The organism is Nonomuraea maheshkhaliensis (assembly GCF_039529435.1).
GTDB classification, from domain to species: domain Bacteria; phylum Actinomycetota; class Actinomycetes; order Streptosporangiales; family Streptosporangiaceae; genus Nonomuraea; species Nonomuraea maheshkhaliensis.
Genome location: NZ_BAAAMU010000084.1, coordinates 15,992 through 32,345, shown reverse-complemented (window position 1 = coordinate 32,345; position 16,354 = coordinate 15,992). Strand labels below are relative to the sequence as shown.

At 71.7% G+C, this 16,354-nt stretch carries 12 protein-coding genes; 3 read left to right on the top strand and 9 right to left on the bottom strand.

Annotated features, from left to right (window positions below):
• Positions 1–587: 587 nt before the first annotated feature.
• Both ABFX54_RS39180 and rfbB read right to left on the bottom strand, forming a co-directional pair.
• A complete protein-coding gene (locus tag ABFX54_RS39180) occupies positions 588–1,580 on the bottom strand; it encodes a linear amide C-N hydrolase (RefSeq protein WP_346111867.1) in 993 nt (330 codons plus the stop codon).
• Between the two features lie 78 nt (positions 1,581–1,658).
• The gene (rfbB, locus tag ABFX54_RS39175) at positions 1,659–2,627 is read right to left on the bottom strand and encodes a dTDP-glucose 4,6-dehydratase (RefSeq protein WP_346111866.1); all 969 of its coding nucleotides are present in this window, start codon (positions 2,625–2,627) and stop codon (positions 1,659–1,661) included.
• 176 nt (positions 2,628–2,803) lie between these two features.
• Between rfbB and rfbA the strand changes: the two genes are divergently transcribed.
• On the top strand, positions 2,804–3,688 hold the full coding sequence (rfbA, locus tag ABFX54_RS39170) for a glucose-1-phosphate thymidylyltransferase RfbA (protein WP_346111865.1): 885 nt from the start codon (positions 2,804–2,806) through the stop codon (positions 3,686–3,688).
• A gap of 7 nt (positions 3,689–3,695) precedes the next feature.
• Here the strand turns inward: rfbA and ABFX54_RS39165 are convergent, their stop codons facing one another.
• Positions 3,696–4,472 (bottom strand): TetR/AcrR family transcriptional regulator, encoded by a 777-nt coding sequence (locus tag ABFX54_RS39165; RefSeq protein WP_346111863.1) that lies wholly within the window; start codon positions 4,470–4,472, stop codon positions 3,696–3,698.
• A 368-nt stretch (positions 4,473–4,840) separates the two neighbouring features.
• Between ABFX54_RS39165 and ABFX54_RS39160 the strand changes: the two genes are divergently transcribed.
• On the top strand, positions 4,841–6,385 hold the full coding sequence (locus ABFX54_RS39160; protein ID WP_346111862.1) for an MFS transporter: 1,545 nt from the start codon (positions 4,841–4,843) through the stop codon (positions 6,383–6,385).
• A 184-nt stretch (positions 6,386–6,569) separates the two neighbouring features.
• Here ABFX54_RS39160 and ABFX54_RS39155 read toward each other — a convergent pair whose 3' ends face one another.
• On the bottom strand, positions 6,570–9,473 hold the full coding sequence (locus tag ABFX54_RS39155; RefSeq protein WP_346111860.1) for a helix-turn-helix transcriptional regulator: 2,904 nt from the start codon (positions 9,471–9,473) through the stop codon (positions 6,570–6,572).
• Positions 9,474–9,788: 315 nt separating this feature from the next.
• On the opposite strand from ABFX54_RS39155, the gene ABFX54_RS39150 reads away from it, so the two are divergent.
• Positions 9,789–10,550, top strand: a complete 762-nt coding sequence (locus ABFX54_RS39150) for a thioesterase II family protein (RefSeq protein WP_346111858.1) — start codon at positions 9,789–9,791, stop codon at positions 10,548–10,550.
• A gap of 120 nt (positions 10,551–10,670) precedes the next feature.
• Here ABFX54_RS39150 and ABFX54_RS39145 read toward each other — a convergent pair whose 3' ends face one another.
• From ABFX54_RS39145 to ABFX54_RS39125, 5 genes are all read right to left on the bottom strand, one after another.
• Positions 10,671–11,648, bottom strand: a complete 978-nt coding sequence (locus ABFX54_RS39145; protein WP_346111857.1) for an alpha/beta hydrolase — start codon at positions 11,646–11,648, stop codon at positions 10,671–10,673.
• A gap of 14 nt (positions 11,649–11,662) precedes the next feature.
• Positions 11,663–12,523 carry a 3-hydroxybutyryl-CoA dehydrogenase gene (locus ABFX54_RS39140; RefSeq protein WP_346111856.1) on the bottom strand — a complete coding sequence of 287 codons (861 nt, stop codon included), beginning with the start codon at positions 12,521–12,523 and terminating at the stop codon, positions 11,663–11,665.
• Positions 12,520–13,494, bottom strand: a complete 975-nt coding sequence (locus ABFX54_RS39135) for a 3-oxoacyl-ACP synthase III family protein (protein ID WP_346111854.1) — start codon at positions 13,492–13,494, stop codon at positions 12,520–12,522. Before ABFX54_RS39135 ends, ABFX54_RS39140 begins: the two co-directional genes overlap by 4 nt.
• Before the next feature lie 15 nt (positions 13,495–13,509).
• Positions 13,510–14,847: a crotonyl-CoA carboxylase/reductase gene (gene ccrA, locus ABFX54_RS39130; RefSeq protein WP_346111853.1), complete on the bottom strand. Its 1,338-nt coding sequence runs from the start codon at positions 14,845–14,847 to the stop codon at positions 13,510–13,512.
• An 82-nt stretch (positions 14,848–14,929) separates the two neighbouring features.
• Positions 14,930–16,348 (bottom strand): acyl-CoA carboxylase subunit beta, encoded by a 1,419-nt coding sequence (locus ABFX54_RS39125; protein ID WP_428834622.1) that lies wholly within the window; start codon positions 16,346–16,348, stop codon positions 14,930–14,932.
• Positions 16,349–16,354 lie beyond the last annotated feature (6 nt).

Below are 16,354 nucleotides of genomic sequence, written 5' to 3'. Positions count from 1 at the left end.
TGGGCGATCCGCAGGGTGGCCGTAACCAGGATTCGGGCCTCCGAAACCAGCCCATAGTGGTTCGACTCGTCGTTTAGCGGGGTTTGTCCAGGTTTGTACGATCGTCGGCAAGGGCCCGAGGGGTAGGGCAGTCGCTGCCGAAGTGCGGCGCCGCCTGCTGTCGTTCCTTGACAACGACTCGAAACAGGCTCGGAGCAGTGGAGTTAGAGCCTTCCCCGGCCGGCCCGCCGCGCACGGTCGTCCACTCGGCTCTACATGACTTTGTCGGATCGCCTGTCAAGTTGCGGTGAGGCCTTTCACATATCGGACGGACCGATTGTCGAGTCTCCCTAACCCACGCTCGGGTCGCCCCGAAACTCCGGCTCGACGTGCGAGGTTGGGGGTGTGTGCGGGCCTGCTCGGGCGCCCGCCAAGGCATCGTCCGCTTATTCACCCGGAAAAGAATTCATTAATTCATTTCCTGATGGCCGTTCCGGCGTGATGCGCGGAATGGAAATTAACGGGTGGCGGATCATGGTACGGGTAATGCGGCGTACCCGTTGATCGGCCTGGACGGCCGTGCCGGATCACTCGCCCGTGGAGCCGGATCAGCCGCCCGTGGAAAGGCGTAAGTCGCGCACGCGCTTCCACCGCTGCGCCGTCACGATCTCGGCGGTCAGGCTCTCCTGGTCGTACACGATCGACCACCGGGTGTGGTACTGGGCGACCCGTTCGAGCAGCTTCATCGCGTCCGTGCCCGCGCCCTCGGCGAGCAGCCGGTAGCGACGGTCGGTCAGCTTGGTGGCCCGGTCGGCGCCGGTCATCGTGATGTTGGTGAGGTAGCGGTCGTCGATGACGTTCATGCGCCCGTCGGCGTACTCGACGACCGCGGACCTGCCCTCGCGGTCGGCGATCAGATAGTGGAGCTGCGGGCCGCCGGTGAAGTCGAGGTCGTAGCGGCGCATCAGCTCGATCGCCTCGGGCACGGTCGCGGCCCGGTCGAGCATCAGCCGGATGATCCGCACGCCGCTCACCACGGCGCGGCCCGGCGTGCGCGCGGGCAGCTCAGCGTCGGGCGCCTGGGCCAGGCCGACGGCCAGCCCCTTCTCGTTCATGCCGTCGAACGGGGTCAGCACCGCGTGCGCCAGCCGCCGCCGGTCCTGGGCGGCGTTCAGATCGGGCTTGGCCCCCGGCGGGAACAGGTAGGAGACGTCGGCCACGGAGAGCGAGGCGTAGCCGTCGGGCGGGTCGGAATGGATGACCATGGCCGGGTTGGGATCCCAGTCGAAGTTCCTGCCGAACTCGCCGGGGCGGTGGAACAGCGAGCACGCCCAGCCGTCGCCGCGCCTGGCCAGCTCCTCGTCCGTGAGCGGCGCCTCGGCGTTGTAGGCGCCGTGGTAGGTCATCTCGTACAGCGGCATGTCGTCCAGCCGGCGCAGGCTCGCCGACGTGCGGGCGATCTGGTCCTCCGTCTGCTTCAGCAGCCCGGGAGGTGACGCCGAGGGGGAGGAGGACGCCGGTGGCGGCGCGGCGGGGGGCGCGCACGCGGCGAGCGCCACCAGGGTCAGAGCCGACAACACCGCCACGGCAGGGGTCCGCATGACAGTAGTCTGCCTGCCGCGCCCCTACGATGTCACCCCGCCCGAAGGGGTCCGACGCCCATGCAGGCGCCTGGGTGGTCAGCGGTGACGGGCCGCCAGGGGTTCCCACCAGGCGCGGTTGTCGCGGTACCACGCCACCGTCTCCGCCAGGCCCGTGATGAAGTCCTTGGCCGGCCGGTAACCCAGCTCGGCAGTGATCTTGCCGTGGTCCAGGGAGTACCGGAGGTCGTGCCCCTTGCGGTCCTCCACGTACGTGACCATGTCCCAGTCGTGCCCGCACGCCTCCAGCAGCAGCCCGGTCAGCTCCGCGTTGGTCAGCTCCCGGCCGCCGCCGATGTGGTAGACCTCGCCCGGCCGCCCGCCGAGCCGCACCAGCTCGATGCCCGCCACGTGGTCGTCGATGTGCAGCCAGTCGCGTACGTTCCCGCCCGTCCCGTACAGCGGCACCGGAATCCCGTCCAGCAGATTCGTGATGAAAAGCGGGATCAATTTCTCCGGGTAATGATGGTGCCCGTAGTTGTTGGAACAGCGGGTGATCCGCACGTCCAGCCCGTGCGTACGGTGGAAGGACAGCGCCAGCAGATCGGCGGCGGCCTTGGTGGCCGAGTAAGGCGAATTCGGCCGCAGCGGCTCCGACTCCCCCCATGACCCTTCGGCGATGGAGCCGTACACCTCGTCCGTGGAGATATGCACAAACGTGCGGATGCCCTGCCGCACGGCGGCGTCCAGAAGGGTGAACGTTCCGGTGACATTGGTGCGGACGAATTCGCCCGCGGCCGCGATCGACCGGTCGACGTGCGACTCGGCGGCGAAGTGCACGATCTGGTCGTGCTCGGCGGCGAGGTCGTCGACCAGGCCGGGGTCGCAGATGTCGCCCTTGACGAAGGCGAAGCGCGGATGGTCGCTCACCTCGTCGAGGTTGGCCAGGTTGCCGGCGTAGGTGAGCGAGTCGAGCACCGTCACCTGCTCCGCCCCGCCGGCGGTCAGCAGCGTGCGGGCGTAGTGGGAGCCGATGAACCCGGCGCCACCGGTCACGAGCACTCTCATGGCTGCCTCCTTTCGCTCGATTTTCCGGGGCGCGCGGCCGTGGCGGAAGACGCGGCGAATGAAATAGGGGGCGGCCCGAGAATGGGCCGCGAGGATAGGGGGGAGGCGGGGTTGCCGCCGGACATGGACGGGGTCAGGCTTGCCGATAATGTGTTCACACGCGAAAGGATTTTCCGGTGAAAGGCATTGTTCTGGCCGGTGGGCACGGCACGCGCCTGTATCCGGTGACGCTCGGCATATCCAAACAACTGCTGCCGATCAATGACAAGCCGCTGATTTACTATCCGCTGTCGGTGCTGATGCTGGCGGGCATCAGGGAGATCCTGGTGATCTCCACGCCGGCCGATCTGCCCAACCTGCAGCGCCTGCTGGGCGACGGCGGGCATCTCGGCCTCGACATCGGCTACGCCCGGCAGGACGAGCCGGTCGGGCTGGCCGACGCGTTCATCATCGGCGCCGACCACGTCGGGGACGACTCCGTCGCCCTGGTGCTGGGCGACAACGTCTTTCACGGCAACGCCTTCTACGACCTGCTCCAGCGCAACGTCCAGAACGTGGACGGCTGCGTGCTGTTCGGCTATCCCGTCTCCGACCCGCACCGGTACGGCGTCGCCGAGACCGACGCGCAGGGCCGGCTCGTCTCCCTGGAGGAGAAGCCCGCCCGCCCCCGCTCCGACCGCGCGGTCGTGGGCCTCTACCTCTACGACAAGGACGTCGTCGACATCGCCAAGAACCTCAGCCCCTCGGCCAGGGGCGAGCTGGAGATCACCGACGTCAACCGCGTCTACATGGAACGAGGCAAGGCACGGTTGGTGGACCTGGGGCGGGGATTCGCGTGGATGGACGCAGGAACACCCGAGTCGATGCTGCAGGCCAGCCAGTACGTGCAGACGCTGGAGAAGCGGCAGGGGGTGCGGATCGCCTGCGTGGAGGAGGTCGCCCTGCGGATGGGCTTCATCGACCCGGCCGCGTGCCACCGGCTGGGGGAGAAGCTGGCCCCCTCCGACTACGGCAAGTACGTCTGCGCGGTGGCGGAGGAGCTCGGACACCGCCCCGGCTGAGTCCCGTTCAGACGGTGGCGTCGGCGCCCGCCCGCCCGGCCAGGCCGGCTTTCCCGGCCGCTCCGGCCCGTCCGGTCACACCGGCCCGGCCGTCCACGAAGACCTCCAGGCCGTCGAGGAGCCGCCCCAGGCTGAACTCGAACCAGGCGTTGATGTCGGCGACGTCCTCCTGCTCCTCGAACAGCCGCGTCAGCATCGGGAACTGGCCCGAGTCGAGCAGCTCCCTGATGGCGGGCGACTTGTCGCTGCGCCACTGCTGGGTCGTGCGGCCGGTGCGCCGTTTCGTCTCCAGCTCGTTGACCAGCAGCAGCGCGGCGCCCTGCACCTGGGCGCCGACCGCGATGGCCACCCAGTGCATGGTCACCGCGTCGAGCCCGAGCCCGTCCATCGCCCGCATCAGCCGCTCGACGTCGGCCAGCACGTTAGGACCGACCGGCGGCTGCGGCGTGGCCACGATCCGCAGGACCCACGGATGCCGGGAGTAGATCCCCCACTCGCGGCGGGCGGCGAACTCCAGACGGGTGCGCCAGCCCGCCTCCACGGGCGCGGCGCCGCCGTTCTCCCCGTGCACCGCGTGCACGGCGTCCACCATCAGGTCGATCAGCGCGTCCTTGCCGGAGACGAACCGGTAGAGCGACATCGTGGCGAGCCCGAGCTGGGTCGCGATCCGGCGCATGGAGACGGCGTCGAGGCCCTCGCGGTCGGCGATCTCGATGGCGGCCTGCACGATCTGCTGCACGCTCATGCCCTCGGGCGGCCGGGCGGGCGGGGTGCGCGGCGGCATCTCCCCGTTGACGGCGGGCCTCGGGGGAGAGCCCTTCCTGACGGCCGCCCGCGCCCGGTAAGCGCGAGCCTGACACGAGCGGGAGCAATATCGGGGCCGCCGCCCCCGGGGTGGGGCGTCGATGGGCTTACTACATTGCGCGCAGGTCAGCATGGCGTCCTCCGGTCATGAATTCTAACACAGGAGGTGTGTGACGAAAACGTTCCGGCCCCGTGACGTAATAATGTGACGCGGTGCCTCTGTACGACTACAGAATCGCAATCTACCGTGGTGTCAAGGTCCACTCAAGGTTGTACCGGCCGAGTGGCCGCCAGGAGCGGGTACGCTGTATACCGCTAGTGATGTACGCCGTACATAGGAGCGCCAACGTGAACGGAGCCCCACCCAAGGCCGGGCGCAGGGAATGGCTCGGGCTGGCCGTCCTGGTCCTGCCCGTGCTCCTCGTCTCCATCACCGTGACCGTCCTCTACTTCGCCGTGCCCTTCCTCAGCCTCGACCTGCGTCCGACCGGCACGGAGCTGCTGTGGATCGTGGACATCTACGCCTTCCTGCTGGCCGGCCTGCTCATCGCCATGGGGTCCCTCGGCGACCGGATCGGCCGCAGGAAGCTCCTTCTGTGGGGCGCGGCGGCGTTCGGGCTGACCTCGGCCGCGGCCGCCTACGCGCCCAGCGCCGAGCTGCTCATCGTCGCCCGCGCCCTGCAAGGAGCCGCCGCCGCCACGCTCATGCCGCCCACGCTGGCGCTGATCCGCAACATGTTCCACGACCCGGCCCAGCGGCGCACCGCCGTCGCGCTCTGGGCGGCGAGCTTCGCGGGCGGGAGCGTGCTCGGTCCGATCGTCGGCGGCTGGCTGCTCGAACAGGCGTGGTGGGGCGTCGTCTTCCTGATGAACGTGCCGATCATGCTGCTGCTCCTCGCGCTCGGCCCGCTCCTGCTGCCGGAGTACCGCGACCCCCGGCCCGGCCGGTTCGACCTGTGGAGCGCGGTGATGTCGCTGGCGGCCGTGCTCCCCGTCGTGTACGCGATCAAGCAACTGGCCGGAGGCGGCGCGGTGCTGGAGGTCACCGGGGCCATGGCCCTCGGCCTGATCTTCGGGTTCGCGTTCGTCCGGCGTCAGCGCCGGCTGGTCAGCCCGATGCTGGACCTGAGCCTCTTCCGCGACCGCGGTTTCGGCGTCTCCCTGCTGACCGACACCCTGGCGATCTTCGCCCTGGTCGGCGTGTTCTACTTCGTCTCCCAGTACCTGCAGATGGTGCTCGGGCTGCGGCCCTTCGTGGCCGGTCTGCTCACCCTGCCCGCCGCCGGCATGGCGCTGGTGGGCGCGCTGGTGGGGGCGGCGCTGGTGTCCAAGTTCCGTCCGGGGCCGACCATCGCCGCGGGCATGCTCGTCGCCTGCGCCGGCTTCGTCGCGCTCTCCCAGGTCGGCCCCGGCAGCGGCGACGCGATCCTCATCACCGGGCTGGCGCTGCTCGGCGGCGGCATCGGCGTCGTCCAGGCGCTCGCCTCCGACCTGGTGGTGGCCGTGGCCCCACCCGAGCGGGCCGGCTCCGCCTCGGCCGTGCTGGAGGCGGCCACCGAGCTGGGCGGCGCCCTGGGGGTGGCGGTGCTGGGCAGCATGGGGCTGGCGGTCTACCGCTCGGCGTTCGTCGCGCCCGAAGGGCTGGCGCCCGAGGTGGCGCGGGTCGCGGGGGAGACGCTCGGCGGGGCGGCGGGGGTGGCCGTGAACCTGCCCGGGCACCTGGCCGACGCCGTGCTCGGCTCCGCCCGCGCCGCCTTCACCGAGGGCATGCAGCTCTCGGCGGTGGTGGCCGCGGGCATGCTCGGATTGGCCGCGCTGCTGACCGCGGTGACCCTGCGGCGGCTGGAGGCCGGCGTGGTGTCCGGCGAGGACGGCGGGCGCGTGCACCCATGACCCGTGACCCGGAACGCGCGACCTGGAACTCACCCATGACCCGTGACCCGGAACCTGCGACCCGGAACCCGGCCGGATTTCCGCTCGTCGCCGCGCGGAAATGCGCGGGGGACAATTCCACACACTTCAGAGCGGAAATCCGGGCCGGTGGCGCCAGGACACCCTTGTGGAGAGGCAGGAGGCGTTATCGCATCTGCAGGCGGCGGAACTGGTCGGGCAGGTCTCTGCGGCCCTTCACGTCCAATTTCCGGTAGATGCGGGTGAGGTGCTGCTCGACCGTGCTGACGGTGATGTAAATCTTCTTGGAGATCTCCCTGTTCGTGTACCCCAGGGCCGCCAGTGACGCCACCCGCTGCTCGGCGTCGCTCAGCAGGCTCATCGACTCCTCCTCCCCGTTCCCGGCCGGCTCCTCCACCGGGCCGACCGCCTTGCGCAGCGGCTCCGCCTGGACCTCGTCGGCGATCTTGCCCGCCTGCCGGCCCACCAGCCGCGCCTTGTTCGACTCGCCCAGCTCGTTCAGCGCGTGGGTCAGGTCCACCAGCGCGTACGTCAGCTCCAGCCTGTCCCCGCCGGTCTGGAGCAGGTCCACCGCCTCCCGCAACAGCGCGGGCCGCTGCGGCAGGTCGCTGGCCGCGGCCTGCACCCGGCGCGACATGCCCCTGATGCGCGGCGACTCCTCGCCCGGCAGCGCGTACGAGTGCCCGAGCACCGCACGGGCCTTGCCGCGCTGGCCCAGCCGCAGCAGCGCCGTCGCCACGCCGTGCCGCCACGGCACCAGCCCCGGCGTGTCCAGCCCCCACGACCGCATCAGGGACCCGCACGTCGTGAAGTCGCGCAGGGCGGCCTGGGCCTGCCCGGTGGCCAGGTAGTGGTGCGCCCTGGCCTGGAGATAGTGCAGCCCGAACCGGGTCTGCAGCAGCCCCTCCGGCAGGGGACGGCGCAGGTACTGCTCCGCCTCGTCGAAACGGCCCATCTCCGTGGAGGCCCTGATCTGCGCCGCCAGCGACAGGCCGACGAAGACACCGAGGCCGCGTGGCGGCAGCGGGGCCAGCGAGGCGTGGGCGTACTTCTCGGCGGCGATCAGGTCACCCTGGCGGATCGCGATGGCGGATCTCACGGCGGCCAGCAGCGTGCTCCAGGTGGGGGAGCGGCGGTGCACCGCCTCCTCGTACAGGCGGTCGCACCAGGGCTCGGCGCGGTCGGCCTGGTCGGAGTAGATCAGCGCCGACAGCGCCGTCTCCATCGTGTCGAGGTTCGCGTCGTCGAGCGTGACCGCCTGCAGCGCCCGTACGGCGCCGTCCAGGGTGGCCTCCTCCGGCCCGTCACGCAGCACGGCGGCCAGCAGGCTGGGTCCCTGCGCGGGCCAGACGCCCCACGAGCCCGGCCGGCGCGCGCCGTGCCGCCCGCCTCCACCGAGCAGCCCGCCACTCCGCCCCTCACTCCGCCCCTCACCCCGCCGTTCGCCGGGCCTCTCGCCGGGCCCCTCACCGCCAGCCGCGCTCCAGCGCCCGGTGCGGGGCCCGGCATGGGTCTCGACGCCGGCGCCGCCAGGAACGTCGCCCGAAGCCTCTCGCGAGAACCCGGCCCGGACCTCGGGAAAGGTGGTGGCCAGCCAGTCCTCGGTGGCCGTGAGCCGCTGCGCCGCCTCGTCGTCGCCCGGATCGGGCAGCCCGCGCAGCGTGTCACCTGCGGCCTCCAGCGCGCCGTGCCAGAGCTGGTAACGCAGCAGGGTCGTGGTGTCGTCGAAGGACAGCCGCCCCTCCCGCGCCGCCTTGGCCAGCGGGCCGAGATGCTGCCTGACCACGGCGGGGTTGAACCGCCACTCCGCCCGCGCGAGCGCGGCCACGAGCCTGGTGCGCTCATCGTCGTCGGCGCACACCTCGATCGCGAGCTTCAGGCACCGTACCGCGAATTCCGGCTGGTCGCCGGGCAAGCCGTCGTCGGCGGCCAGCCGCAGCTCGGCCAGCGCCCACGGCTCGCCGGCCCAGCCGGACTCCAGCAGGTGCCTGGCCACGGCGGACGGCACGGCGCCCTCGGCGTGCAGCAGCCGCGCGGCGCCCGCGTGCATCGCGGTGCGCTCCTCCTCGCTCATTCCGTCGAGCACGGCCGTGCGTACGGCGGCGTGCCGGAAGTCTCCCGACTCCAGCAGCCCGATCCCGCCCAGCGCGCACATGGCCTGCCGCACCGCGACGGGGCTGAGCCCGAGCAGCTCGGGCAGCAGGTGGGCGGCCGCCTGTCCCAGCAGTGCCAGCCCCCTGGCCGTCTGGAGCACGGTCGGGTCGCCCCGGTGCAGCACCGCGCGGACGGAGCGGGCGAACGCGTAGCCCACCACCAGCTCGCCCGCGTTCTGGCCGGCGGTCACGTAGTCCTCGATCAATGCTTTGACCAGAAGCGGGTTGCCGCCGGTGACCGCGTGACTCGGCGGGCCGAGCACGTGCGCGGCCGGACCGCCCGCCAGCTGCTCCCACATCCGCCGCACCCCGTCGGGCGGCAGCATCCCGACCCGGACGCGCTGGTAGTGCGGGTGCCGGGTGAGCGCGACCTCCACCATCGGCTCCATCCCGTGGATGTCCTCGGTCGTGGTCACCACCAGGAACACGTTGCTGCTCTTCAGCCGCTGGACGAAGTGGAGCAGCAGGTGCCACGACGGCGGGTCGGCGTGCTCCACGTCGTCCACGGTGATCAGCAGCGGCGCGCCGTCCGAGAGCTCCAGCACCGCCGACCACAGCCGCTGCGTCATGTGCAGCCAGGCCCGGTCGTCGGTGGCGGGCGGCTCCTCGCACGCCCGGTCGAACGTCATGCTCTCGATCAGCTCGGCCGCCTGCGAGGCCAGCTCAATCGGCAGCGCGGCGCTGTGGAATAGCTGGCTGATCACCCCCAGTGATAAATTACGATCGGTACGTGAACAGGTCGCGCTCAGCCACGTGGCCCCCGCTTTGACCGCATCCTGGCCGAAGGCGTAAACGAGCTCAGTTTTTCCCGCGGCGGTCGGCCCGGTGATGGCGACGACCCGCCCGCCGGCCTGCGCCGTCAGGTGCAGCTGGCTATTCAGCAGGGACAATTCGCTGGTACGGTCGATCAGTAACATCAGGCTCCCCGGTTGCCTGTGCGTGGCTCAGGTGCAGCGCTGATCCACCCTGTCCCGCACACAGTTACAGTCGCAAATCCGTCTAGACCCTCAACATTCTGTACCTATTCGCGGTAACTAAGCAATGCCTTAGTTATTCATCACGCGATGGCTGTAATTCATCATTTCATCACGCCGTACGAGGCCGGCTCGTGAGTTTTACCAGACGCGCTGCGACCCCCTATCGGAACCGCACGAACTAGGGGTTTGCGACGCCCGTCCGCGTCCTCGAATATTAAATTATCGCTCTATCGAAGTAAGGATGTTATTGGCCTCATGGACGACAACACGACACCCGGCGACTGGATCCGGCACTTCGCGCGGCGGCCAGGAGACGGAGCCGTGCTGCTCTGCCTGCCGCACGCGGGCGGCTCGGCCGGCTCCTTCATGCCCGTCGCGCGCCTGGCCGGCGAGTGGGCCGAGGTGCTGTCCGTGCAGTATCCGGGGCGGCAGGACCGGCGCCTCGAACCGTGCGTGGACAGTGTGACCGACATGGCCGACCGGATCGCCGCCGAGGTGCGCCCGTGGACGCGCCGGCCGCTGATCCTGTTCGGGCACAGCATGGGCGCCGTGGTGGCGTACGAGCTGGCGCGGCGCCTGGAGCGGTCCGGGATCACGCCGGCCGGGCTGTTCGTGTCCGGGCGGCCGGCGCCCTCGTTCGTGCGCGACCGCGGCCTGCACCGCAAGCCCGACGCCGACCTGCTGGCCGAGGTGCGCGCGCTCGGCGGCACAGCCTCCGTGCTGCTGCAGGACGAGGAGTTCATGCGCGCGGCGCTGCCCGCGATCAGGGCCGACTACCGGGCCATCGAGACCTACCGGCACGCCGAGGGGCCGGCGCTGGGCTGCCCGGTGATCGCGCTGACGGGCGAGGACGACCCCAGGGCACCGGCCGAGGACGTGGCGGCCTGGCGCGCGCACACCACCGGGGCGTTCCGCATGCACACCTTCCCCGGCGGCCACTTCTACCTGACCGAGCACCTGCCGCGGATCGTCTCCCTGATCCGCGAGCACGCCGCCGCGACCGTCCCGTCTCCCTGACCGTCCGCCGGGCCGGCCGTCCGGCCGCTCGGCCGCCCGGGCACCCGCTCGCCACGTCGGCCGCCCGGTCTGATGTCCGATCAGATGGCCGGTCCGCCGACTGCCAGGCCGGTCGTCCGGTCAGCCGTCCGTATCGTGCAGGGCGCGGCGGAGGGCGCCGACCATGTCGGCGTTCATCCGCCGTGTCAGCGCCACGTCCGCGATGATCGCGGCCCCGTGGAACGCGCCGGGATACAGGTGCAGTTCGGTCGGCACACCGTCCTGCACGAGCCGCTGCGCGTACGCGATGCCCTCGTCGCGCAGCGGGTCGAACTCGCACACCGCCACGAACGCGGGCGGCAGCCCGCTCAGGTCCGCGGCCCTGATGGGCGCCGCGTACGGCGGCGCGATCCCGTCACGACCCAGGTAGTAGCGCCAGCTCAGCACGGCGTCGGGCCGGTTCCACATCGGTGTGTCGGTGAAGGCCCGCATCGAGGGCGTGGCCAGCCGGTCGTCGGTCACCGGCACGTCCAGGAACTGGAACCGCAGCGGCGGCCCGCCACGGTCGCGGGTGAGCAGCGCCAGCGCGGTGGCCAGGTTGCCGCCCGCGCTGTCACCGGCGGCCGCGATCCGGTCCGGGTCCACACCCAGCCCCCCGGCCGCGCCCGCCAGCCACTCCAGGGTGGCGTACGTGTCGTCGAGCGCCGCCGGGTACGGATGCTCGGGCGCCAGCCGGTAGTCCACGGCCACCACGACCGCCGGTACCAGGTCGGCCAGCCGCAGGCAGCGTACGCTGAAGTAGTCGAGCTCTCCCGACACGAAGCCGCCGCCGTGCAGATAGATGATCGCGGGCAGCGGCCCCTCCGCCCGAGGCCGGAAGACCCGCACCGGCACCCCACCGGGTACCCCGCCGGCCTCACCACCGGTCGCATCACTGGGCACCCGCCGGTCCTCGACCGTCACCTCGCGCCGTGGCGTGTACGACGGCAGCCGCCGCTCGATCTCGGCCAGCAGGGCCGGGTCGGGCGGCGGGCCGTCCCGCCGGATCACCTCGCTCAACGGCACGGACGGGATCAGCTCGGCGTAGGGGACCAGCTCCGGATCGAAGGCGTACGGCAAGAATCTCTCCTCGTTCAGGTGTAGGCGTGGAACCCGCGGCCCGTCTTCCTGCCGAGCAGGCCGCCCTCGACCATGCGCAGCAGGATCGGCGGCGGCGCGAGCTGCGGCTGCTTGAGCTCCTGGTACAGGGCCGAGGCGATGGAGGTGACGGTGTCGAGCCCGATCAGGTCGGCCAGCCGCAGCGGCCCCACCGGATGGCCGCAGCCCAGCGTCATGCCCTTGTCGACCATCTCGGCGTCGGCGAAGCCCGACTCGACCAGCCGCATCGCCGACAGCAGGTACGGGATCAGCAAAGTGTTGATCAGGAAGCCGGCCCGGTCCTGCGACTCGATGACCTCCTTGCCCAGCACCCCGGAGACGAACGCGGCGGCCCGCTCGCGGGTCCGTTCGGCCGTCAGCAGCGAGGCGACCAGCTCGACCAGCGGCAGCAGCGGGACCGGGCTGAAGAAGTGCACCCCGATCACCCGCTCGGGCCGGCTGGTGGCGCGGGCCATGCGGATGATCGGGATGGAGGAGGTGTTGGAGGCCAGAACAGCCTGCGGATCCTCGATGATCTTGTCGAGTTCGCCGAACACGTGCAGCTTCAGCGCCTCGTCCTCGGGGACCGCCTCGATCACGAACTCCCTGTCGGCCAGCTGGTGCAGGTCCGTGGTGAACGAGACGCGCGCCAGCGCCGCGTCCCGCTGCTCCATGGTGATGGCCCCCTTGCGCACGCCCTGGCCGAGCGAGCGGGTCACCCGCTCAAGCCCGCGCGCGCCCGCGGCGGGGGACTGGACGGCCACGCGGACGTCGAGGCCCGCGCGGGCGCACACGTCGGCGATGCCGGCTCCCATGAGCCCGCAGCCGACCACGCCGATCTTCTCCGGCTGGTTCATCGTTCCTCCTCCTGCGCCGCCCACCGCAGCAGGCCCGCCCCGATCGCCATCCCGCCGCCGAACCCGGCCAGCAGCACCAGGTCCCCGTGCCGCAACATGCCGGCCCTGTTCGCCTCGTCCAGCGTCACCGCCACCGAGGCGCTGCCCACGTTCCCGTACCGGTCGACCGTGCGGGGCATGAGCGCGCCTCCCAGCCCCGCACGCTCGGCCAGCTCCGTCACCAGGACGCCGTTGGCCTGGTGCGGGATGAACACGTCCACCTCGGAGAGGCTGTGCCCGTGCCGGGCGGCCAGTGCCGCCAGCGCCGGCGGCACCCGTTCCAGGACGAATTCCTTGACCTGACGGCCCTCCATCCGGAAGAAGCCGTCCTCCACCCTGATCAGCCCCTGACGGGACCCGTCGGAGGCCAGCTCGAAGCCGAGAAATCCGGAAGGCGCCGGTCGAGGGGCCGGTCCAGGGGCCGGTCCAGGGGCCGGTCCCACCACCGCGGCGCCCGCCCCGTCGCCGAACAGCACCGCCGTGCGCCGGTCGGAGAAGTCCAGGATGCGCGAGTACACGTCCGCGGCCACCACCAGCACCGGCCGTCCGCTCTCGGCCACCAGGTCCCTGGCCAGCGCCAGGCCGTAGACGAAGCCGCTGCACACGGCGTTGACGTCGAAGCAGGCCGCGCCGGTCGCGCCCACCGCGTGCTGCACGGTGACCGAGACCGGCGGCTGCGGCGTGTCGGCCGTGGAGGTGGAGACGATGACGTAGCCCAGCTCCGCCGGGTCGATCCGCTCCAGGGCCCGCTGCGCGGCGCGCACGGCCAGGTCGGCGGTGCTCTCGCCGGCCGCCGCGAAGCGCCGTGACGAGATGCGCGTCCTGGCCACGATCCACTCGGGTGTGACACCCGCCGCCGCGGCCAGCTCCTCGTTGCCCACCTCTTCCTTCGGCAGGTAGGAGCCGGTGGCGACGATTCCCACGGCACGCACGTTGTCGCTCCCGCCTCAGCCGCGCAGGGCGTGCAGACGATCCTCGCCGACGCGGGCGCGGAAGCCGGGATCCGTCACGCCCATGCCCGGCTCGGGAGCCAGGCAGAGCACGCCGACCTTGCCCTGATGCTCGTTCAGCTGGACGAGCCTGGCCGCCTCGGCGACGTCCTCCAGCGGGTACTGCGTGGCCAGCGTCGGCACCAGCACGCCCCTGGCGAACAGCCGCAGGCACTCCCACGTCTCCTGGAGGTTGGCCGCGTGGCTGCCGACGATCCGCTTGAGGTTCATCCACAGGTAGCGGTTGTCGTACTCGTGCGCGAAGCCCGTGCTCGATCCGCACGTGACGACCGCGCCGCCGCGGCGGACCACGAAGGTGGAGATGCCGAACGTGTCGCGGCCCACGTAGTCGAAGACCACGTGCGGATCCTCGCCCGTCGCGGCTCTGATCGCCCGGCCCAGCCGTTTGCCCGCGGCGATCGTCTCGCCCGGCGTGGCCGGCGGCCGGCCGCCCAGCCCGATCTCGTTGCGGTCGATGACGACGTCGCAGCCGAGCCGGCGCAGCAGATCGGCCTTGCGCTCCGAGCCGACCACGCCGATCGGGACGCCGCCCGCCGCCTTGACCATCTGCACCGCGTACGCGCCGAGCCCGCCCGCCGCGCCCCAGATCAGCACCAGGTCGCCCAGCTTGATCGGGGTGCCGCGCTGGCTGATCAGCATCCGGTAGGCGGTGACCGCGCACAACGGGATGGACGCGGCCTCCTCCCAGGTCAGGTGGGCCGGCTTGGGCGCGAGCTGGCTGGCCCGCGCGACCGTGTAGTGGGCGAGCCCGCCGAAGTTCGTCTCGAACCCCCACACCCGCTGCTCGGCGCCCATCATCCCGTCGCCGTGCGTGGCGGGCTCCTGGTCGTCCACGTACGACGGGCTGATGACCACGTGGTCACCCGGCCGCCAGCGGCGCACGCCGTCGCCGACCCGGACGATCACGCCCGCGCCGTCGGAGCCGAGCACGTGGTACGGCAGGTCGTGGCGGCGGGCGTACCCGCCGGTGGCGGCGAAGCGTTCGAGGAAGCCGAAGGTCGGCAGCGGCTCGAACATCGCCGACCACACCGTGTTGTAGTTGATCGAGCTGGCCATCACCGCGACCAGCACCTCGTCGGGGGCCAGCTCCGGCATCGGCACGGTGCCCACGCGCAGCGACTTGCGCACGTCCTTGTCGTCGCCGTCGTTCATACCGTCGAACATGTGCACGTCCTCCACCCGCAGGTGGGCGGCGAGATAGTCGCCGGGCACCGGGGCCGCGGCCAGTTCCTCCGGGCTCGCACCGCTCAGCACGGCTTCGGTCAGGGCATCCATGACGCTTCGTCCTTCCGGTTCACTTCCGGCCGGTCTTGTCCGGTCCGCTTCCGGTCCGTTCGCGTCCCGCTTCCGGTCCGGTTCACAACGGGATGTTGGCGTGCGGGCCCCGCCTGGAGGGCGCGGCGGCCAGCGCCGCGGACAGTTTGCGCCGGGTCGCGCTGCGCTCGATGATCTCGTCCACGACGCCCAGGGACCGCGCCCTGTCCACGCCGCCGCTCTCGCGGTCGAGCCGCTCGGCCAGGCTGCGCTGCAGCGTCGCCCGCTCCGCCTCTGGCGCCCTGGCCAGCTCCTTGCGGTGCACGATGCCGGCCGCGGCCTCGGCGCTCATCACCGCGATGCTGGTGCCGGGCCAGGCGAAGACGCGGGTGGCGCCGAGCGAGCGGGAGTTCATCGCGATGTACGCCCCGCCGTACGCCTTGCGCGTCACCAGCGTCACGCGCGGCACCTCGGCGGCGGCGAAGGCGTGCAGCAGCTTGGCGCCCCGCCTGATCACGCCGTCCCACTCCTGCCGCACGCCCGGCAGGTAGCCGGGCACGTCGGCCAGGACGACGAGCGGCACGCCCAGCGCATCGCACATCCGGACGAAGCGGGCGGCCTTCTCGGCGCTGAGCGAGTCGAGGCAGCCGCCCTTGCGCAGCGGGTTGTTGGCGACGACCCCGACCGCGCCGCCGGTGAGCCGGCCGAGGCCGATCACGATGTTCGGCGCCCAGCGCGGCTGCAGCTCGACGAACGGCTGCCCGGGATCGAGGATCGCCTTGACCAGCGGCCGCACGTCGTAGGCGCGGCGGGGGTTGTCCGGCAGCAGCCCGGCCATCCCGTCGCAGTCGCCCGCGGTGCGCGGGGAGAACAGGGAGGGGCCGGCCAGCAGGCCGGTGAGCTGGCGCGCGGTGGCGTAGGCGGCCTCCTCGGTCGCGGTGACCACGTGGGCGACCCCGGACTTGACGCCGTGGGCGGCGGGGCCGCCGAGCGCCTCCATGTCGATCTCCTCGCCGGTGACTTTGCGGACCACGTCGGGCCCCGTCACGAACATCCGCGCGGGCTCCGCCATGATCACCACGTCGGTGAGCGCCGGGCCGTAGGCGGCGGCCCCGGCGGCCGGGCCCAGGATGACGCTGATCTGCGGCACCCGGCCCGACGCCCGCGTGATGGCGGCGAACACCCGCCCCACGCCGTCCATCGACTCCACGCCGTCGGCCAGCCGCGCGCCGCCCGAGTGCCAGAGCCCGATCACCGGGCTGCCCTCGCGGGCCGCCCGGTCGATGGCCGCCACGATCCGCTCGCAGCCGCCGGCGCCGAGCGCGCCGCCCATGACGGCCGCGTCGGTGCAGAAGGCGAGCACGGACCGGCCGCCGATCCTGCCCCGCGCGGTCGCCACACCCGTGGCGTCGCTCTCGGTCAGGTACGTCACCGAACCCGGGTCGAGCAGGCGGGACAGGCGGACGGCGGGAGCGCGGCCATCCAGCCGGGAATTTTCTGCAATGACCGTCAACGCCGTCATCCGTTC

Coding starts and splice junctions, on each gene's coding strand:
- ABFX54_RS39180 (WP_346111867.1), bottom strand. CDS start 1,580: ATGCGGACCCCTGCCGTGGCGGTGTTGTCGGCTCTGACCCTGGTGGCG.
- rfbB (WP_346111866.1), bottom strand. CDS start 2,627: ATGAGAGTGCTCGTGACCGGTGGCGCCGGGTTCATCGGCTCCCACTAC.
- ABFX54_RS39165 (WP_346111863.1), bottom strand. CDS start 4,472: ATGCCGCCGCGCACCCCGCCCGCCCGGCCGCCCGAGGGCATGAGCGTG.
- ABFX54_RS39155 (WP_346111860.1), bottom strand. CDS start 9,473: ATGTTACTGATCGACCGTACCAGCGAATTGTCCCTGCTGAATAGCCAG.
- ABFX54_RS39150 (WP_346111858.1), top strand. CDS start 9,789: ATGGACGACAACACGACACCCGGCGACTGGATCCGGCACTTCGCGCGG.
- ABFX54_RS39140 (WP_346111856.1), bottom strand. CDS start 12,523: ATGAACCAGCCGGAGAAGATCGGCGTGGTCGGCTGCGGGCTCATGGGA.
- ccrA (WP_346111853.1), bottom strand. CDS start 14,847: ATGGATGCCCTGACCGAAGCCGTGCTGAGCGGTGCGAGCCCGGAGGAA.
- ABFX54_RS39125 (WP_428834622.1), bottom strand. CDS start 16,348: ATGACGGCGTTGACGGTCATTGCAGAAAATTCCCGGCTGGATGGCCGC.